The organism is Escherichia sp. TC-EC600-tetX4, from assembly GCF_019356055.1.
Classification (GTDB): domain Bacteria; phylum Pseudomonadota; class Gammaproteobacteria; order Enterobacterales; family Enterobacteriaceae.
This window is the reverse complement of sequence record NZ_CP079924.1, coordinates 1,353,904-1,372,254: the sequence shown is the minus strand read 5'-3', so window position 1 is coordinate 1,372,254 and position 18,351 is coordinate 1,353,904. Positions and strand designations below refer to the sequence as shown.

General features: G+C 50.2%; 16 protein-coding genes, 6 tRNA genes and 1 other RNA gene. 11 read left to right on the top strand and 12 right to left on the bottom strand.

What is annotated here, in order from left to right:
- Positions 1-14 precede the first annotated feature (14 nt).
- The 3 genes from KXD89_RS06600 to glk all read right to left on the bottom strand — a co-directional run bounded on the left by KXD89_RS06600 (position 15) and on the right by glk (position 2,794).
- Positions 15-1,262: a PTS fructose transporter subunit IIC gene (locus KXD89_RS06600; RefSeq protein ID WP_000985359.1), complete on the bottom strand. Its 1,248-nt coding sequence runs from the start codon at positions 1,260-1,262 to the stop codon at positions 15-17.
- Positions 1,263-1,283: 21 nt separating this feature from the next.
- Positions 1,284-1,610, bottom strand: a complete 327-nt coding sequence (locus KXD89_RS06595) for a PTS fructose transporter subunit IIB (protein WP_000038456.1) — start codon at positions 1,608-1,610, stop codon at positions 1,284-1,286.
- A 218-nt stretch (positions 1,611-1,828) separates the two neighbouring features.
- A complete protein-coding gene (gene glk / locus KXD89_RS06590; RefSeq protein ID WP_000170346.1) occupies positions 1,829-2,794 on the bottom strand; it encodes a glucokinase in 966 nt (321 codons plus the stop codon).
- Between the two features lie 203 nt (positions 2,795-2,997).
- On the opposite strand from glk, the gene KXD89_RS06585 reads away from it, so the two are divergent.
- Positions 2,998-4,254, top strand: a complete 1,257-nt coding sequence (locus KXD89_RS06585; RefSeq protein WP_000903148.1) for an ion channel protein — start codon at positions 2,998-3,000, stop codon at positions 4,252-4,254.
- A 114-nt stretch (positions 4,255-4,368) separates the two neighbouring features.
- Positions 4,369-4,695: a DUF2502 domain-containing protein YpeC gene (gene ypeC / locus KXD89_RS06580; RefSeq protein WP_000490072.1), complete on the top strand. Its 327-nt coding sequence runs from the start codon at positions 4,369-4,371 to the stop codon at positions 4,693-4,695.
- A gap of 140 nt (positions 4,696-4,835) precedes the next feature.
- Here ypeC and KXD89_RS06575 read toward each other — a convergent pair whose 3' ends face one another.
- The gene (locus tag KXD89_RS06575; RefSeq protein WP_000186369.1) at positions 4,836-6,074 is read right to left on the bottom strand and encodes an Nramp family divalent metal transporter; all 1,239 of its coding nucleotides are present in this window, start codon (positions 6,072-6,074) and stop codon (positions 4,836-4,838) included.
- 335 nt (positions 6,075-6,409) lie between these two features.
- Between KXD89_RS06575 and nupC the strand changes: the two genes are divergently transcribed.
- Both nupC and KXD89_RS06565 read left to right on the top strand, forming a co-directional pair.
- Positions 6,410-7,612 (top strand): nucleoside permease NupC, encoded by a 1,203-nt coding sequence (nupC, locus tag KXD89_RS06570; protein ID WP_000376337.1) that lies wholly within the window; start codon positions 6,410-6,412, stop codon positions 7,610-7,612.
- An 86-nt stretch (positions 7,613-7,698) separates the two neighbouring features.
- On the top strand, positions 7,699-8,811 hold the full coding sequence (locus tag KXD89_RS06565; RefSeq protein WP_001300563.1) for an IS4-like element IS421 family transposase: 1,113 nt from the start codon (positions 7,699-7,701) through the stop codon (positions 8,809-8,811).
- A gap of 199 nt (positions 8,812-9,010) precedes the next feature.
- Here the strand turns inward: KXD89_RS06565 and KXD89_RS06560 are convergent, their stop codons facing one another.
- The 3 genes from KXD89_RS06560 to KXD89_RS06550 all read right to left on the bottom strand — a co-directional run bounded on the left by KXD89_RS06560 (position 9,011) and on the right by KXD89_RS06550 (position 11,599).
- Positions 9,011-11,200 carry a sensor domain-containing phosphodiesterase gene (locus KXD89_RS06560; RefSeq protein WP_000497400.1) on the bottom strand — a complete coding sequence of 730 codons (2,190 nt, stop codon included), beginning with the start codon at positions 11,198-11,200 and terminating at the stop codon, positions 9,011-9,013.
- 208 nt (positions 11,201-11,408) lie between these two features.
- Positions 11,409-11,484 (bottom strand) — tRNA-Ala (locus KXD89_RS06555).
- Between the two features lie 39 nt (positions 11,485-11,523).
- Positions 11,524-11,599, bottom strand: a tRNA-Ala gene (locus KXD89_RS06550).
- Between the two features lie 220 nt (positions 11,600-11,819).
- On the opposite strand from KXD89_RS06550, the gene KXD89_RS06545 reads away from it, so the two are divergent.
- Positions 11,820-12,179 carry a YfeC-like transcriptional regulator gene (locus tag KXD89_RS06545; RefSeq protein ID WP_000472021.1) on the top strand — a complete coding sequence of 120 codons (360 nt, stop codon included), beginning with the start codon at positions 11,820-11,822 and terminating at the stop codon, positions 12,177-12,179.
- A gap of 1 nt (position 12,180) precedes the next feature.
- Positions 12,181-12,573: a YfeC-like transcriptional regulator gene (locus tag KXD89_RS06540; protein WP_000826503.1), complete on the top strand. Its 393-nt coding sequence runs from the start codon at positions 12,181-12,183 to the stop codon at positions 12,571-12,573.
- Positions 12,574-12,624: 51 nt separating this feature from the next.
- Here the strand turns inward: KXD89_RS06540 and gltX are convergent, their stop codons facing one another.
- Positions 12,625-14,040 (bottom strand): glutamate--tRNA ligase, encoded by a 1,416-nt coding sequence (gene gltX, locus KXD89_RS06535; protein WP_000695655.1) that lies wholly within the window; start codon positions 14,038-14,040, stop codon positions 12,625-12,627.
- Between the two features lie 258 nt (positions 14,041-14,298).
- Here gltX and KXD89_RS06530 point away from each other — a divergent pair.
- The 5 genes from KXD89_RS06530 (at position 14,299) to KXD89_RS06510 (ending at position 14,852) form a co-directional block, all read left to right on the top strand.
- Positions 14,299-14,374: transfer RNA gene (locus KXD89_RS06530), tRNA-Val, on the top strand.
- A 44-nt stretch (positions 14,375-14,418) separates the two neighbouring features.
- A tRNA-Val gene (locus KXD89_RS06525) sits at positions 14,419-14,494 on the top strand.
- A 46-nt stretch (positions 14,495-14,540) separates the two neighbouring features.
- Positions 14,541-14,616, top strand: a tRNA-Val gene (locus KXD89_RS06520).
- Positions 14,617-14,620: 4 nt separating this feature from the next.
- Positions 14,621-14,696 (top strand) — tRNA-Lys (locus tag KXD89_RS06515).
- A 30-nt stretch (positions 14,697-14,726) separates the two neighbouring features.
- Positions 14,727-14,852: non-coding RNA, RtT sRNA (locus KXD89_RS06510), on the top strand.
- Between the two features lie 108 nt (positions 14,853-14,960).
- Here KXD89_RS06510 and xapR read toward each other — a convergent pair.
- The 4 genes from xapR to xapA are packed head-to-tail and all read right to left on the bottom strand — an operon-like array spanning position 14,961 to position 18,246.
- Positions 14,961-15,845 carry a DNA-binding transcriptional regulator XapR gene (gene xapR, locus KXD89_RS06505; protein WP_000442949.1) on the bottom strand — a complete coding sequence of 295 codons (885 nt, stop codon included), beginning with the start codon at positions 15,843-15,845 and terminating at the stop codon, positions 14,961-14,963.
- A 40-nt stretch (positions 15,846-15,885) separates the two neighbouring features.
- The gene (locus tag KXD89_RS06500) at positions 15,886-16,044 is read right to left on the bottom strand and encodes a DUF1427 family protein (RefSeq protein ID WP_000651752.1); all 159 of its coding nucleotides are present in this window, start codon (positions 16,042-16,044) and stop codon (positions 15,886-15,888) included.
- Between the two features lie 52 nt (positions 16,045-16,096).
- The gene (xapB, locus tag KXD89_RS06495) at positions 16,097-17,353 is read right to left on the bottom strand and encodes a xanthosine/proton symporter XapB (RefSeq protein ID WP_000020402.1); all 1,257 of its coding nucleotides are present in this window, start codon (positions 17,351-17,353) and stop codon (positions 16,097-16,099) included.
- A gap of 59 nt (positions 17,354-17,412) precedes the next feature.
- On the bottom strand, positions 17,413-18,246 hold the full coding sequence (xapA, locus tag KXD89_RS06490; protein WP_000084573.1) for a xanthosine phosphorylase: 834 nt from the start codon (positions 18,244-18,246) through the stop codon (positions 17,413-17,415).
- Between the last annotated feature and the right edge of the window lie 105 nt (positions 18,247-18,351).

The window sequence follows — 18,351 nt, the reverse complement described above, 5'->3', positions numbered from 1 at the left end:
CTGGATTTTCCTTCTTACAGGCTATCGATTAACAATTTGCCTTTACGGAACATCATCAGACGCAGGAACACCACCATCAGCGCAGTTATGACTGCCCCCAGCGCGATCCCCGCCATATAGACGCCCAGGTTAGTGACCAGCGGCCATGCCCAGATAGCGGACTCCGGGAACCATTGCACTGCGCCCAGCCAGACAGCGGCGGTTGAGCCGACAATAGCGCCGACCATATACGACGGAATGGCGGTGATGGGGCTTTCCAGCGCAAACGGAATCGCACCCTCACTGATCCCCATAAACGCCAGGAACATGGCGGTCTTACCCTGCGGATAAAGTTGAGCGTTGAACAGGCGTTTGCCGGTTAAACGACGGTCGATAATGGTCGCCAGCCCCAGACCAATCGGCGGAATAACGATAGCGATAGAACGAGCGGTGACCGGTAATACGTGGTCAGTGGTAAAGCTGAAGGCAACAAAACCTGCGGCTTTGTTGATCGGGCCACCAAGGTCGATTGCTGTCGCCGCGGCGATCCCCATTGCGTACATCAGCGCGCCCTTCTCACCTGCGGCAGTCAGCACAGTACGGATACCGCCGTTGATCCAGCCACCAAAGGGGGTGATGACGTAGTACATCGCCAGCATGACAAAAATGGCGGAAAGAATCGGGAGCAAAAATGTGGTTTTGAACGCTAACAGGAAATCCGGTAACTGGATTTTCTGGTTCATCCACTTCACAAGGTAACCGGCAACGATAGAAATAATCAGCGCACCAATGAAGGTGGACGGCACCGGCGAAGAGGTCGCCCATTGCATAGTGCTGGGATCGAAGTTCAGCAGTTGCGTCGGCTGGGTAGACATCAACCCGCCGATAAAACCAGCCGGGAACGCCAGTTTGCCACCGATAGAGTTCGCCACAAAAGCAGCAAACATCGGAATGGCAAAACCAAACAACACGCCGCCGAAGGACTGCGACAGCCAGGCAAATTTAAGTAAGGAGAGGTCGAAACCGGAGAATTTCCCGCTATTAAGAGCATCCATGATGCCGATCTCAGCAGGAATTTTAAGCCAGCTATAAGCAATCAGCTGGCTGAAAGCGAGGATCACACCGCCCATAATTAAGGTCGGCACCATGCGTGAAATCCCTGACATCACATGCTGCGGGAGTTCACCCCAGAAGCTGGTTTTAGAGGCCTGCGGATTCTTAACTGCCGCTGCCGCACCGGATGCGCCAGGCACAACGGTTGCACTGCGTTTTTTAATGGCCATAACAATTATCCCTGTCGAATATTACTGTTGTTCAGAGGCAATCATCTCTTCGATTTCTTTGATGATGCCCGCAGCGTTTTTAATTGCGTCCTGCAAAGTGATTTCATAAACGTCGCGTGATTCGAAACGTTCGTTATCTTCCGGGGTAACTGCCACGGAGTGGATGATGATGGTCGCTTCGGCGATATCCTGCGCCGTCAGGCGATTCTGGATACCGTCCGCGCCCTGGGTTTCAATTTTCACTTCATAACCGGCTTCTACCGCCGCTTCTTCCAGCGCCTGAGCGGCCATAAAGGTGTGAGCCAGGCCCATCGGGCAGGCACATAAGGCAATCAGTTTCTTACTCATCGTTAATTCCTCGTTCAGTGATAGTTGACGAGTGAAATTATGAACGTGCAAAACAAATCGCCGTTACCAGACAAATAATGCATTTACTGGAGAATTAATCCCGCTGTACGGAAGTGTGACGCAGGTCGACCTTGTGAGGGGACACAAAGAAAAATTGAATAAACTGTATGATTTAAAAGATTATCGGGAGAGTTACCTCCCGATATAAAAGGAAGGATTTACAGAATGTGACCTAAGGTCTGGCGTAAATGTGCACCGGAACCGAGAAGGCCCGGATTGTCATGGACGATGAGATACACCGGAATATCATGGACATATTCTTTAAAGCGCCCTTTATCTTCAAATGCGGCACGGAAACCGGAGGCTTTGAAGAACTCAAGGAAGCGCGGCACGATACCGCCCGCAATAAACACGCCGCCAAATGTCCCGAGATTGAGCGCCAGATTGCCGCCAAAACGGCCCATAATGACGCAAAACAGCGACAATGCGCGGCGGCAATCGGTGCAGCTGTCAGCCAGCGCGCGTTCGGTAATATCTTTTGGCTTGAGATTTTCTGGCAGGCGGTTGTCAGCTTTCACAATTGCGCGATACAAATTCACCAGCCCAGGGCCAGAAAGCACGCGCTCCGCCGAAACATGACCAATTTCCGCACGCAATATTTCGAGGATAATGGCCTCTTCTTCACTATTCGGCGCAAAATCAACGTGACCGCCTTCGCCTGGCAAGCTTACCCAACGCTTATCGACATGGACCAGATGCGCAACCCCAAGCCCCGTTCCGGCACCGTAAACCGCAATAGGCTTACCTTCGACCGGTTCTGCGCCACCAAACTGAATCAGATGCTCTTTTTTCAGCATCGGGATCGCCATCGATACAGCGGTAAAATCGTTAATAATTTCCAGATGGCTAAAACCGAGATTCTTTTTCATTTCGGCAATTGAGAACGCCCAGGTATGGTTGGTCATCGCCACCCAGTCACCGGTAATTGGGCAAGCGATGGCAATACAGCCGTCTTTCACCTCGACCTTATGTTCTTCAAGATAAACGCGAATGACCGCTTCGAGGCTGGGGTAATCAAGCCCTGAATAGGTCTTAGCCTGCGAGATTTCACCACTGGCAATATCACACAGAGCAAGACGTGCGTTGGTGCCGCCCACATCACCGACTAATGCATACTTTGTCATTCTTCAACTGCTCCGCTAAAGTCAAAATAATTCTTTCTCACACTGTAAATACCTGGGGGCATAACAACAACGCCGGAAAGGCAGGCTCCCTGTAAATATCGATCTGGGTCACACAATTACTTTATCGTTTCAGCACCAATTGCAGCGATGCCTTTTTGCAAGCTGGGCAAACTAAGTATCTGACCCCGCATAAGGAATAGAACATGCTCCATCCGCGAGCCAGAACCATGTTGTTATTATCGCTCCCCGCCGTGGCAATTGGGATTGCGTCCAGTCTTATTCTGATTGTGGTGATGAAAATCGCCTCGGTATTACAGAATTTGCTCTGGCAACGACTGCCGGGAACTCTGGGGATAGCCCAGGATTCACCCCTCTGGATCATCGGTGTATTAACGCTAACGGGTATTGCGGTGGGGTTGGTTATCCGTTTCAGCCAGGGTCATGCCGGACCAGACCCCGCCTGTGAACCGCTGATCGGCGCACCGGTTCCGCCCTCTGCGCTACCTGGACTTATCGTAGCATTAATTCTCGGTCTTGCTGGCGGCGTCAGCCTGGGGCCGGAACATCCGATCATGACCGTCAATATCGCCCTTGCGGTTGCCATTGGCGCTCGTCTGTTACCGCGCGTCAACCGAATGGAGTGGACTATTTTAGCCTCTGCCGGAACCATCGGCGCACTGTTTGGCACTCCTGTTGCGGCGGCGTTGATATTTTCGCAAACCTTAAATGGCAGTAGTGAAGTTCCGCTATGGGATCGTCTCTTTGCGCCGTTAATGGCGGCAGCAGCTGGTGCACTTACTACCGGATTATTTTTCCATCCTCATTTTTCACTGCCCATTGCTCATTACGGACAGATGGAAATGACCGATATTCTCAGCGGTGCAATTGTCGCGGCGATTGCCATCGCAGCAGGGATGGTCGCCGTATGGTGCTTACCACGGTTGCACGCGATGATGCATCAAATGAAAAATCCGGTGCTCGTGCTGGGTATTGGCGGATTTATTCTCGGTATTCTGGGGGTTATTGGTGGACCAGTTTCGCTGTTTAAAGGGCTGGATGAGATGCAGCAGATGGTGGCAAATCAGGCTTTCAGCACCAGCGATTACTTTTTGCTGGCGGTAATTAAACTTGCCGCCCTGGTCGTTGCTGCCGCCAGTGGCTTTCGCGGTGGGCGAATCTTCCCGGCAGTGTTTGTCGGCGTGGCATTAGGGTTGATGCTGCATGAGCACGTTCCCGCCGTACCAGCGGCAATAACCGTTTCTTGCGCTATTCTCGGCATCGTGCTGGTGGTAACACGCGATGGCTGGTTAAGTCTTTTTATGGCGGCAGTCGTTGTACCCAATACCACATTGCTACCGCTGCTCTGTATCGTCATGCTTCCGGCATGGCTGTTATTAGCAGGTAAGCCGATGATGATGGTCAATCGTCCGAAGCAACAGCCACCCCACGATAACGTTTAGCAAAAAATGCTCTCCTTTATGATTTAAGAGTTATGGCGATGATACGGGGCTTTACCTCCCCGTAATATTGCGTTAACAGGCCGCTGACGGCTTCGAGCGTGAAGGAGAATAACAATGTTCAGGTCACTGTTTCTGGCGGCCGCCCTGATGGCATTTACCCCGCTTGCAGCAAACGCAGGTGAAATCACCCTACTGCCATCAATCAAATTACAAATTGGCGATCGCGATCATTACGGTAATTACTGGGACGGTGGTCACTGGCGCGACCGTGACTACTGGCATCGCAATTATGAGTGGCGCAAAAACCGTTGGTGGCGTCATGATAATGGCTACCACCGTGGCTGGGATAAGCGTAAAGCGTATGAGCGTGGCTATCGTGAAGGCTGGCGCGATCGTGACGATCATCGCGGAAAAGGCCGGGGTCATGGGCACCGCCATTAAACGCGTCCGCCAATGGAGCACAATGCCTGATGCGACGCTAGTGCGTCTTATCAGGCCTACAAACCGGCTCTTTAACGCGTAGGGCGGATAAGGCGTTTACGCCGCATCCGCCAATAGTGCCAGATGCGACGCTCATTCAACTACAATCCCAGCGCCGTCCCCACCAACAACCAGATATTCAGCGCCACGACCAGCACCACAATCACCCAGCCTGTCTGTTTTACGCGTTTGCTGTTCACCAGATCGCCCATCAACTTGCTGTCACTGGTGAAAATCAGCAGTGGAACCAGCGCCAGAGCGATACCAAAACTTAACAGTACCTGACTCATAACCAGAATCCGTGTCGGATCTAATCCCATCAGAATGACAATAAATGACGGCAACATGGTGACTGTACGACGCACCCACAGCGGGATATGAAAGCGAATGAAGCCCTGCATCACCACCTGCCCCGCCAGTGTCCCCACCACCGTTGAAGACAGCCCCGCAGCAACCAGGCTTAATCCAAAGACCGTTGCCGCAGCGTGGCTTAACAGCGGTTGCAGCGTCAGATAAGCCTCATCAAGATCGGCAACACCAGTATGACCGGAAAAGTGGAACGCCGCCGCAGCTGTAGCCATCATCGCCAGATTGACAAAACCGGCAATAGTCATGGCGATAGCCACATCCCATTTGGTGGCGGAATAACGTTGTTGACGCGAACCGCCATGTAAATGCTGAGTGAGCGAGGAGTGCAAATAAATCACATGCGGCATAATCGTCGCCCCTAACACGCCTGCTGCCAGGAAGACCGCTTCCGAAGTAGGTAAACTCGGGATCACCATTCCTTTACCCAGCTGCGCCAGGTTAGGCTGGGAGAAAATCAACTCGACAATGTAAGCCGCGGCAACAAACAACAGTAACCCGCCAATCACTTTCTCCAGCGGTTTTTGCCCGCGACGTTGCAGCATTAAAATCAGGAAAGTCGCGATCCCCGTCAGCACCGCGCCCTGCAACAACGAAACACCAAGAATGAGTTTAAAACCGATCGCCGCACCAATAAATTCCGCCAGGTCGGTTGCCATCGCAATAATTTCTGCCTGAACCCAATAGAACCACACTACGGGACGCGGATAGTGATCGCGAATCTGCTCCGCCAGATTTTTACCGGTGGCAATCCCTAGTTTGGCAGAGAGGATCTGAATCAGCATCGCCATCAGGTTGGCCCAAACGACAACCCACAGTAGCTGATAGCCGAAGCTAGCACCCGCCTGAATATTGGTCGCAAAGTTACCGGGATCGATATAACCAATCGCCGCAATGAACGCAGGTCCCATTAATGCGAGCCTCATCTTGCGCGCCGCCCGTCCGCTGCTACTCTCAACGCGATAGTTCGTCATCTTGTGCCTCTAAAACATAGCCTTTGCTATGTTTCATGCTATGCCAAACGAGAATGATTATCAAATTCATTTAAATGGATTGTGGTGATTTCTCTGATAGACCAGGATTATGACTACGAAAAGATTGATGACTTGAATGTTATGGTTATGTTTAATGTTAGCACATTTACATAACTTTCAGCTTCCATACACAACATAGCAGAAATGTATGACAGATCACTATTTTTGAAGCCTGTCACAGGACGTCATTATAGTGTGTGTCAGATCTCGTTTTCCTTAACCATGTTACATAGAATGTGCACGGAAATTTAACCTGCCTCATATTTGGAGCAAATATGGACCGCGTCCTTCATTTTGTACTGGCACTTGCCGTTGTTGCGATTCTCGCACTGCTGGTAAGCAGCGACCGCAAAAAAATTCGTATCCGTTATGTTATTCAACTGCTTGTTATCGAAGTGTTACTGGCGTGGTTCTTCCTGAACTCCGACGTTGGTTTAGGCTTCGTGAAAGGCTTCTCCGAAATGTTCGAAAAACTGCTCGGATTTGCCAACGAAGGGACTAACTTCGTCTTTGGTAGCATGAATGATCAAGGCCTGGCATTCTTCTTCCTGAAAGTGCTGTGCCCAATCGTCTTTATCTCTGCACTGATCGGTATTCTCCAGCACATTCGCGTGTTGCCGGTGATCATCCGCGCAATTGGTTTCCTGCTCTCCAAAGTCAACGGCATGGGCAAACTGGAATCCTTTAACGCCGTCAGCTCCCTGATTCTGGGTCAGTCTGAAAACTTTATTGCCTATAAAGATATCCTCGGCAAAATCTCCCGTAATCGTATGTACACCATGGCTGCCACGGCAATGTCCACCGTGTCGATGTCCATCGTTGGTGCATACATGACCATGCTGGAACCGAAATACGTCGTTGCTGCGCTGGTACTGAACATGTTCAGCACCTTTATCGTGCTGTCGCTGATCAATCCTTACCGTGTTGATGCCAGTGAAGAAAACATCCAGATGTCCAACCTGCACGAAGGTCAGAGCTTCTTCGAAATGCTGGGTGAATACATTCTGGCAGGTTTCAAAGTTGCCATTATCGTTGCCGCGATGCTGATTGGCTTTATCGCCCTGATCGCCGCGCTGAACGCACTGTTTGCCACCGTTACTGGCTGGTTTGGCTACAGCATCTCCTTCCAGGGCATCCTGGGCTACATCTTCTATCCGATTGCATGGGTGATGGGTGTTCCTTCCAGTGAAGCACTGCAAGTGGGCAGTATCATGGCGACCAAACTGGTTTCCAACGAGTTCGTTGCGATGATGGATCTGCAGAAAATTGCTTCCACGCTCTCTCCGCGTGCTGAAGGCATCATCTCTGTGTTCCTGGTTTCCTTCGCTAACTTCTCTTCAATCGGGATTATCGCAGGTGCAGTTAAAGGCCTGAATGAAGAGCAAGGTAACGTGGTTTCTCGCTTCGGTCTGAAGCTGGTTTACGGCTCTACCCTGGTGAGTGTGCTGTCTGCGTCAATCGCAGCACTGGTGCTGTAAGACCATACATAAAAAAGCCGGGGATAATTCCCATAAGCGCTAACTTAAGGGTTGTGGTATTACGCCTGATATGATTTAACGTGCCGATGAATTACTCTCACGATAACTGGTCAGCAATTCTGGCCCATATTGGTAAGCCCGAAGAACTGGATACTTCGGCACGTAATGCCGGGGCTCTAACCCGCCGCCGCGAAATTCGTGATGCTGCAACTCTGCTACGTCTGGGGCTGGCTTACGGCCCCGGGGGGATGTCATTACGTGAAGTCACTGCATGGGCTCAGCTCCATGACGTTGCAACATTATCTGACGTGGCTCTCCTGAAGCGGCTGCGGAATGCCGCCGACTGGTTTGGCATACTTGCCGCACAAACACTTGCTGTACGCGCCGCAGTTACGGGTTGTACAAGCGGAAAGAGATTGCGTCTTGTCGATGGAACAGCAATCAGTGCGCCCGGGGGCGGCAGCGCTGAATGGCGACTACATATGGGATATGATCCTCATACCTGTCAGTTCACTGATTTTGAGCTAACCGACAGCAGAGACGCTGAACGGCTGGACCGATTTGCGCAAACGGCAGACGAGATACGCATTGCTGACCGGGGATTCGGTTCGCGTCCCGAATGTATCCGCTCACTTGCTTTTGGAGAAGCTGATTATATCGTCCGGGTTCACTGGCGAGGATTGCGCTGGTTAACTGCAGAAGGAATGCGCTTTGACATGATGGGTTTTCTGCGCGGGCTGGATTGCGGTAAGAACGGTGAAACCACTGTAATGATAGGCAATTCAGGTAATAAAAAAGCCGGAGCTCCCTTTCCGGCACGTCTCATTGCCGTATCACTTCCTCCCGAAAAAGCATTAATCAGTAAAACCCGACTGCTCAGCGAGAATCGTCGAAAAGGACGAGTAGTTCAGGCGGAAACGCTGGAAGCAGCGGGCCATGTGCTATTGCTAACATCATTACCGGAAGATGAATATTCAGCAGAGCAAGTGGCTGATTGTTACCGTCTGCGATGGCAAATTGAACTGGCTTTTAAGCGGCTCAAAAGTTTGCTGCACCTGGATGCTTTGCGTGCAAAGGAACCTGAACTCGCGAAAGCGTGGATATTTGCTAATCTACTCGCCGCATTTTTAATTGACGACATAATCCAGCCATCGCTGGATTTCCCCCCCAGAAGTGCCGGATCCGAAAAGAAGAACTAACTCGTTGTGGAGAATAACAAAAATGGTCATCTGGAGCTTACAGGTGGCCATTCGTGGGACAGTATCCCTGACAGCCTACAAAACGCAATTGAAGAACGCGAGGCATCGTCTTAACGAGGCACCGAGGCGTCGCATTCTTCAGATGGTTCAACCCTTAAGTTAGCGCTTATGGGATAATTCCCCGGTTTTTTTACGCCTGTTAATCAGCTAATGGCTGCGGGCGACCAATCAAATACCCTTGCAGATATTGCACCCCGAGCTTATGCAATAGCGCCTGCTGCTGTTGCGTCTCGACAAACTCCGCGACCACACTCAATGACTTCGCTTTCGCCAGATCGGTAATTGATCTCACAATCATCGCATCCAGCGTGTTCGTGACAATATCTTTCACAAAGACGCCATCAATTTTGATGATATCAGCCTGCAAACGCTTTAACCGTTCGTAGTTGGCATATCCGGTGCCAAAGTCATCAATCGCAATCCGGAAACCAAACTTATGCAGCTGCTCGATGTTGTACATGCTGCTTTCTGCGTTAGAAAACGCCTGCTCCTCGGTGATCTCAAGAATGACCGCCTGCGGGGAGATGTGATAACGCTTAAACAGACGAATAATCCGCCCGGCAATATTCTTTTGCAGCAGCGTGAGCGGCATTAAATTGACTGAAAAGCGCGGTCCTTTTTTGTCGCAAGGGTGTGTTGCCAGCCACTTCAACAAGGATTCCAGCACTTGCAAATCAAAACGCGCGCTAAGGTTAAACTGAGCAATAAGGGGCAGAAACTTATCCGGGGTCATAATGCCGCCGTCATATTTCAGTCGCGCGAGGATCTCATCATAACCTTCACCCTCTTTGTTGCGAATTGGCTGGGCGTAGAGCAGCAAATCACCCTGATCTAACGCCGTGCGAATGGTATTCAGCAATAGCACCTGTTTAGTGGTCTGCCCGGAAACCATCTCCTCTCTGCTATCCAGCGCCAGCACATGATGATGTGCGCAGGATTGCTCCGCCAGCCAGCTTAACTGCCCCAACAAGGGTTGCAGGGTTTCCTGATTTCCATCAAAACGCCCCCAGGCAGCACCATAGCCCATATCCAGCCCGGTATTGTTCCAGTGAATTTGCCGACTATTCAGGATGTTAACCATATGCTGGAGTCGCCCTTCCGTTTCCGGCCCGCTCAGCACTAACAGCAGTTCACTACCCGGCAATTGATACAACTTTTCGTTTTCCTGCATCAACGGCAGCAGCGTACGGCAAATTGAGCGGATACAGTGAACGCGCATCATTAAGCCGTAATGACGACTCATAAACTCAAGATTATCAATGCGCAGGCAGCAAAAACTCTTGCCCGCCTCTTGCTCCGGCGCTTGTTCCAACGCACGAAAGTTGGGTAGGAGCGTTAACGGATCTGTCAGCGCCTGCAAATGCCAGCGGCGATTAAGCCATTCACTGCGATGATAAATGCGCACCATATAGAGCAGGCAAACGCTAAAGGAAATCAGCACCGCAAGAATAAATGCCAGCGAATATTCGGTTTCCACCCCTTGCAAAAAGTTCTGGTTGTAATTCAGAAGGCAAAGCGTTGAAACAGCCCAGGTGAGATTTAAAAACGGATAGCGAAGCTTACCGACCCCGAGGGTAAAGATGATGAAGAAAACGGGTACCAGGTAACCGGCAATAAAGTCGTTTTCATAAGGTGTGCACAACAGAAGTAGCAGCACGCTTAACGCTGCCAGCCAGCTTAAGGTAAATGCGCGTTTCTCTTTGCCCAACGACGGAGCGATATCCCTGCGCCACAATATCTGCGCAAAGTGGGGACTTACAATCATGCGAGTGAGATAGTAGAAAAGCATGTTGTAAATCAGCACAGCGGTGAAAAGGCTTAGCAAATCAACGACCGTGAAAATGGCATCCGCATCGCCGAAAAAGGTGGATATCTTTAGCGGGAAATCAAAGAAGCTCCCCACAAGATACATGCTGCATTTGATGCCGATCGGCGTCACCAAACCAAGCCAGAACAGACGTTGCCAGACATATCGGCTGGTCAATCCATAACGCCAACGCGTCCCCAGCTGCCAGCGTAATATTGCGCAGGCACACAACACGACAAACGTCTGGCTACCGAGCATGACCGCAGTCTGTAAAAAAGAGAGATGAAAGTTCCACAGATTGGTGCAAAACATCCCGCATAAAACGGGAACGACACCGCGCCAGCCAAAGATAAACAAGATTGACAGCATTACGCACAGTGGCATCCACGCCAGAAAGATATAACTGGAATGGATAATGGCAAGTGGCGAAATAAAACGGGATAGCTGAATAAGTACCACGGTGAGCGTAAACGCTAGTGTGAATATCTTGATATTTTTTATCAGGTTATGCTCCACAAACATGAGTACACTACTCTCACTGATCGGGGTTTTCAGGCACACAAATAATAAGTTTATTCGCATCGCGAAGCAAACAGGGGGCCAGCCTGTTGCCGATTTTTCATCCAATGATGCTTTCACCAGGCGGCACTAACCCGGACGTAGACTGTATTACAAAAGCGGCAAAAAGCAGAGACAAAAAACCCCCGCTTTGCAGCGAGGGTTGGAAATTTGGTGGAGCTAAGCGGGATCGAACCGCTGACCTCTTGCATGCCATGCAAGCGCTCTCCCAGCTGAGCTATAGCCCCACGATGCGTTTACGTACCAAGTTTGCTGGGTGCAAAATTTGGTGGAGCTAAGCGGGATCGAACCGCTGACCTCTTGCATGCCATGCAAGCGCTCTCCCAGCTGAGCTATAGCCCCGTCACGTAAAGCTTGTCGAGTTGACGGGCGGCATCATATGAATTCCGCCCGAATGTGTCAACGGCAAATTGCAACGTGTAGTTTCAATCGCTGAAAAATCAGGCAAATGAACAATTTTGGAAAACCGCTCGCATTCAGTAGTTATTCATGTCACGGTTTCCTGTAAAGTGGTGTTATAAAATGAACTACTAATAGACCCACATACATTCAGGGAATTGTTATGTTCAAGGAGAGGATGACACCAGATGAACTTGCCAGACTGACCGGCTATAGCCGCCAGACCATTAATAAATGGGTACGCAAGGAAGGCTGGACAACGTCACCAAAACCTGGCGTCCAGGGTGGCAAAGCCCGACTGGTTCACGTCAATGAACAGGTTCGTGAATATATTCGCAATGCTGAACGTCCAGAAGGTCAGGGAGAAGCGCCTGCCCTTTCTGGTGATGCGCCGCTTGAAGTATTGCTGGTGACACTGGCGAAAGAGATGACGCCAGTTGAACAAAAACAGTTTACATCCTTGCTTCTGCGGGAAGGGATTATCGGATTGTTACAACGCTTAGGGATTCGCGATAGCAAATAATATGAAAAGATTACGCAATAAAATGACCACCGAAGAACTGGCTGAATGCCTCGGTGTGGCTAAACAAACTGTTAACCGTTGGATCAGAGAAAAAGGCTGGAAAACGGAAAAATTTCCCGGCGTGAAAGGCGGTCGTGCCAGACTTATTCTGGTCGATACGCAAGTTTGCGAGTTTATTCAGAACACGCCAGCCTTCCATAACACACCAATGTTGATGGAAGCTGAAGAGAGAATTGCTGAATACGCTCCTGGAGCACGCGCCCCGGCGTATCGACAAATCATCAACGCGATAGATAATATGACAGACATTGAGCAGGAAAAAGTCGCGCAATTTTTGTCACGTGAAGGAATTCGCAATTTCCTCGCCCGTCTCGATATTGACGAATCAGCATAAATAAAAAACGGCAGGATATTATCTCCTGCCGTTTATCTTTTTACACGCTAATTACTGCTGATTTTCGCGTTCAGCAATAAAATCCAGCGCTTTGTTGATACGCTCGATACTGCGGGTCTTACCAATTGCGTGAACGGTAACATCCAGTGCTGGAGACTGCCCCGCACCGGTTACGGCGACACGCAGCGGCATACCAACTTTACCCATACCCACTTCCAGCTCATCCGCCGTCGCCTGAATAGCGTGATGAACGTTTTCAGCGGTCCAGTCAGTAATCGCGGCCAGTTTGTCACGAACCACTTCCAGCGGCTGACGCGCTACCGGACGCAGATGTTTTTTCGCGGCGTCGGCATCGAACTCAGCAAAATCTTCGTAGAAATAACGGCAGCTCTGTGCCATCTCTTTCAGCGTCTTGCAGCGTTCGCCCAGCAGTTTCACCAGATCAGCCAGCTGCGGGCCGTTACGGGTATCGATATTTTCCTGCTCAATGTGCCACTGTAAGTGAGTAGCAACATACTCCGGCGGCAGCGCGTTAATGTAGTGATGGTTCAGCCACAGCAGCTTGTCGGTGTTGAACGCACTGGCAGATTTGCTGACGGCATTCAAAGTGAAGTATTTGATCATCTCTTCACGAGTGAAGATTTCCTGATCGCCGTGGGACCAGCCCAGACGCACCAGATAGTTCAGCAGTGCTTCTGGCAAATAACCGTCATCACGATACTGCATTACGCTGACTGCCCCGTGACGTTTGGACAGTTTTTTACCGTCATCGCCATTGATCATAGAAACGTGCGCGTAAACCGGCACCGGCGCTTTCAGGGCCTTAAGAATGTTGATCTGGCGTGGCGTGTTGTTGATATGGTCTTCGCCACGGATAACGTGGGTGATTTCCATATCCCAGTCATCGACAACCACACAGAAGTTATAGGTTGGGGAACCATCGGTACGGCGGATAATAAGATCGTCCAGTTCCTGGTTGCTGAACTCGATCGGACCACGGATCTGATCGTCAAAAACAACAGAACCTTCCTGCGGGTTAGCAAAACGTACAACACACGGTTCATCATCAGCATGATGCTCATGGCTGTGGCGGCAGCGACCGTCATAACGCGGCTTCTCACCTTTCGCCATTTGCTCTTCGCGCAGCGCTTCCAGGCGCTCTTTAGAGCAATAGCATTTATAAGCAGTGCCCTCTTCCAGCATCTGATCGATCACCGCGTTGTAGCGATCAAAACGTTTGGTCTGGTAGTACGGACCTTCATCCCACTCCAGGCTCAGCCAGTTCATGCCATCCATAATGGCTTCGATAGCTTCCGGCGTGGAACGCTCAAGATCGGTGTCTTCAATACGCAGCACGAACTCACCGCCGTGGTTACGTGCAAAAAGCCAGGAGTAAAGAGCAGTACGCGCGCCGCCAACGTGCAGATAGCCTGTTGGGCTTGGCGCGAAGCGAGTTTTGATTTTCATGAAATGGCCTTACGTTTAGAAAGATGCCGACAACCGGCAAATCCTGGAAAAATTAAGTGGGCGATATTCTATCACTCCCGCCTGATTCCTCAATGTAGTTCGGGTTTCTACCTTACGCATTATTGTTTTCGTTGACAAATTGCGCAACACGGTCTGTTTTGCGATCATCTTGCTTAAATTTACGACGAACGAACAATTTCTTTAGAAAATGCGTTGACTCATTTTGAACTCTCCCTATAATGCGACTCCACACAGCGGGGGTGATTAGCTCAGCTGGGAGAGCACCTCCCTTACAAGGAGGGGGTCGGCGGTTCGATCCCGTCATCACCCACCAACTACTTTATGTAGTCTCCGCCGTGTAGCAAGAAATTGAGAAGTGGGTGATTAGCTCAGCTGGGAGAGCACCTCCCTTACAAGGAGGGGGTCGGCGGTTCGATCCCGTCATCACCCACCACTTTCTCGCCAGCTAAATTTCTTGTAAAAATGTGAAGTACCGAAGTGGGTGATTAGCTCAGCTGGGAGAGCACCTCCCTTACAAGGAGGGGGTCGGCGGTTCGATCCCGTCATCACCCACCACTTCGGGTCGTTAGCTCAGTTGGTAGAGCAGTTGACTTTTAATCAATTGGTCGCAGGTTCGAATCCTGCACGACCCACCAATGTAAAAAAGCGCCCTAAAGGCGCTTTTTTACTATCTGCGATACTCAAAGATTCGAACCTGCAGCAGGTTTGAGTTGAGCGCAGCGAAACAACGGAGCCGCTCGCGGCGACGGCCCGAAGGGCGAGCGAAGCGAGTCATCCTGCACGACCCACCAATGTAAAAAAGCGCCCTAAAGGCGCTTTTTTGCTATCTGCGATTTGCGAAATTGCCTGATGCGCTTCACTTAGCAGACTACTATTTCCGGCAATTCCTGTCTCCTCACCTACTGTGTCAATGCAGCCAACAGCTTAACCATCGCGGGCGTCACCTGCTGTGTTTCATAAACAATATATAAATCTGCAGGGATGCGCTGTTTGAGCGGACGGAAAATGACACCTGGCCAGTTCATTTGTGCGTAGCTGTCCGCTATCAATGTGATACCAATGCCCATACTGACCATAGCGAGTACCGTTTGCGGTTCATTAACTTCGCGAATAACAACCGGTGAAAATCCCACCTGCTGGCAAACTCGCTGCAAAAAATCCCAGTCAGTGTAAACGGGCGGCATTGTAACAAAATACTCGTCACGTAGCGCTTCCAGCGGGACGGTGGAAAATGATGAGAGATGATGCTCTTCAGGCATCGCCACCAGAAACGCCGATTCATGCAACCGTAAGCTGGTAAAACCAGTCGGTGGTTCTGTCGCCATTCGCCAGATCCCGGCATCAAGTTCGCGGCGTTCCAGCAAGGCCATTTGCATCGCGGGCATCTTTTCGCGAAAAAGAACGTCAACGTTAGGATTTTCCCTGAGGAATCGCCGCATAACCGGGCGCATCCGTCCCCACATTGCCGTTCCCACTACGCCGAGTTCAATCCGCCCTGCTTCTCCCCGACCTATTTGTTCAATCCGAGCCAATACATTATTAGCATTCACCAGCAATCGACGCGATTCTTCCATCAAGATTTTGCCCGCGTGTGTCAGTACGACGCTGCGCGAATGGCGAATAAAAAGCTGCGTGCCGAGTTGATTTTCCAGCTCTTTAATATGAATGCTGAGCGGAGGCTGAGACATATTTAAACGCGCTGCTGCGCGGCCAAAATGCAACTCTTCCGCTACGGCAAGAAAATAACGGAGCAACTTAAGATCTGTTCTGTATACGCGTTCCATAATTAAGTGCTCCATATAATAAATACATCGTATTAAATTATCATGGCATAAAGTATTTCACCACCAGATATCCGACATACATAAACACAATGGATAATATACCCGGTAATACATTTGGTACAGGAATAGGCAAGCGCACGATTGTAAACAAAGCACCAATACCAAAACCAACGCCGGAAGAAAATAAAATATCTTTCACTAATTAACCTTTATCATAAAAGCAGCTCTGAAGAGCAGAGCCGCGAATCCTTTTAATGAGTCACCGCTCGATGCTTTATCTTTTCAGGGTCATGATTATATTTAAACCCAAAGAAAAATATCACTGCGAGAAAAAGAGCATATCCTGCAAACACCAGCCAGATAGTTTGCCAGTCTTTTACGCCATCCACCGAAAAGTAATCTACTGCCATGCCACTCAGAATCGAGCCAACCCATGCGCCGACACCATTTACCATGGTCATAAAGAGCCCCTGCGCGCTGGCACGAATGCTGGAATCAACTTCCTGTTCGACAAATACCGAACCAGAAATATTGAAGAAATCGAATGCACAGCCATAAACAATCATCGACAGCAGCAGCAAAATAAATCCGGTTGTTGACGGATCGCCATAGGCGAAGAAGCCAAAGCGCAGCGTCCAGGCCACCATACTCATCAGCATGACGGTTTTAATGCCAAATCGCTTTAAAAAGAATGGGATAGTCAGTATAAAGCCCACTTCTGCCATCTGTGAAACTGACAGTAAAATGGAGGGATATTTCACCACAAAACTGTCAGCAAACTCCGGGTTACGGGCGAAATCATGTAGGAACGGATTACCAAAAACGTTGGTAATTTGCAGTACCGCACCCAGCATCATGGCAAAGAGGAAAAAGATGGCCATGCGTGGATTTTTAAACAGCACGAAGGCATCCAGACCCAGCTTGCTGGCAAGCGATGTGGTCGCTTTTTTCTCCGCAACCGGAATCTTCGGCAAAGTCAGCGCATAAGCCGACAGCAGCAATGACGCACCGGACGCGATATACAGCTGCAGACTACTCAATTCCAGATGCAGCAGGCTTACTGCCCACATCGCGACAATGAACCCCACCGTACCAAAAACGCGAATGGGCGGGAAAGCGGTCACCGGGTCAAGCCCTGCCTGGGCAAGACAGGAATAAGAGACGCTGTTCGATAACGCAATAGTCGGCATAAACGCCATCGCATTGACTAACATCACCCAAAACATCATATCCGGATCAGTTACGGATGCCGCATAAAAAAGTACGCCCGCACACACCAGGTGACACAGCATGTATGCACGTTCTGCGCGCAGCCATTTGTCTGCGATGATCCCCATTATACCAGGCATAATAATCGCGGCGATCCCTTTGGAACTGTAAACCATGCCAACATTAGCGCCGGTGAAATGAAGAGTATTAATCATGTAAGAGCCGAGGGTAACCAGCCAGCTCCCCCAGATAAAATATTGCAAAAAGGACATTACCTTTAAGCGCATCGCGATGCTCATAATCGTTTCCTTGTCGCATCATTTGGCCTCACCCGCGAGGCCGTTTCTTATTGTTTTTCTCAGGCAATTTTGCGCAGAAAGCCACAAATAAGGTTGATGAAGTTCTGCTTAGAGAGCTCCGCAGCCGCCAGCGTTTGCGCATGTGACAATTTCACATCGCTTAAACCTTCCGCCATATTGGTAATCGCAGAGACCGCAACGACTTTAAGGTCGCAATGGCGAGCTGAAATAACCTCAGGCACCACAGACATACCAACAACATCCCCACCAATAATTTGCATCATGCGAATTTCCGCCGCAGTCTCGAAATTCGGCCCCGGATACGAGACGAACACGCCCTCCGTCAGAGGGAAACCCTCTTCTTTCGCCACTTTTTGTAACAGTGCGCGGTATTCCGCATCGTAGGCATTTGCCAGTGAGAAGAAGCGCTCTCCAAAACGATCATCGTTAAGACCCACCATCGGCGTACCGGGCATGGTGTTGATATGATCTTTCAATGCGACCAGGCTGCCTGCCCCCACTTCCGGACGCAGCGAGCCTGCCGCATTGGTGCAGAACAGTAGCTCGCAGCCCAGCAGCTTAAAGGTACGAATTGCGTCAGTCATAATGGTCATTCCACGACCTTCGTAGAAATGTCCGCGACCTTTCATACATACCACCGGTACGCCCTGGAGATGGCCCAGCACTAACTCCCCCGCATGACCATGTACCGTACTTACCGGGAAGCCCGGCAGCTTTTCGTAGGAAATTGCGACAGCGTTCTCAATCTGATCGGCCAGCGCGCCGAGCCCGGAACCTAAAATAAAGGCCACTCGTGGCGTGAAATCAGGTTTATAAGTCTTGATAATATCTATGCAAAACAGCGGGTTATGAGAAAATTGAACCTGAGACATACATATCCTTTTTCTGTAGGGTGGAATCTAACGCCTTTTTATAGCGAGGTTGTCCCGGCTCTTACCAATACACTTTTCTCACGCATTCAATAGCGATTCGATATC

Coding starts and splice junctions, on each gene's coding strand:
- KXD89_RS06600 (WP_000985359.1), bottom strand. CDS start 1,262: ATGGCCATTAAAAAACGCAGTGCAACCGTTGTGCCTGGCGCATCCGGT.
- KXD89_RS06595 (WP_000038456.1), bottom strand. CDS start 1,610: ATGAGTAAGAAACTGATTGCCTTATGTGCCTGCCCGATGGGCCTGGCT.
- glk (WP_000170346.1), bottom strand. CDS start 2,794: ATGACAAAGTATGCATTAGTCGGTGATGTGGGCGGCACCAACGCACGT.
- KXD89_RS06585 (WP_000903148.1), top strand. CDS start 2,998: ATGCTCCATCCGCGAGCCAGAACCATGTTGTTATTATCGCTCCCCGCC.
- ypeC (WP_000490072.1), top strand. CDS start 4,369: ATGTTCAGGTCACTGTTTCTGGCGGCCGCCCTGATGGCATTTACCCCG.
- KXD89_RS06575 (WP_000186369.1), bottom strand. CDS start 6,074: ATGACGAACTATCGCGTTGAGAGTAGCAGCGGACGGGCGGCGCGCAAG.
- nupC (WP_000376337.1), top strand. CDS start 6,410: ATGGACCGCGTCCTTCATTTTGTACTGGCACTTGCCGTTGTTGCGATT.
- KXD89_RS06565 (WP_001300563.1), top strand. CDS start 7,699: ATGAATTACTCTCACGATAACTGGTCAGCAATTCTGGCCCATATTGGT.
- KXD89_RS06560 (WP_000497400.1), bottom strand. CDS start 11,200: ATGTTTGTGGAGCATAACCTGATAAAAAATATCAAGATATTCACACTA.
- KXD89_RS06545 (WP_000472021.1), top strand. CDS start 11,820: ATGTTCAAGGAGAGGATGACACCAGATGAACTTGCCAGACTGACCGGC.
- KXD89_RS06540 (WP_000826503.1), top strand. CDS start 12,181: ATGAAAAGATTACGCAATAAAATGACCACCGAAGAACTGGCTGAATGC.
- gltX (WP_000695655.1), bottom strand. CDS start 14,040: ATGAAAATCAAAACTCGCTTCGCGCCAAGCCCAACAGGCTATCTGCAC.
- xapR (WP_000442949.1), bottom strand. CDS start 15,845: ATGGAACGCGTATACAGAACAGATCTTAAGTTGCTCCGTTATTTTCTT.
- xapB (WP_000020402.1), bottom strand. CDS start 17,353: ATGAGCATCGCGATGCGCTTAAAGGTAATGTCCTTTTTGCAATATTTT.
- xapA (WP_000084573.1), bottom strand. CDS start 18,246: ATGTCTCAGGTTCAATTTTCTCATAACCCGCTGTTTTGCATAGATATT.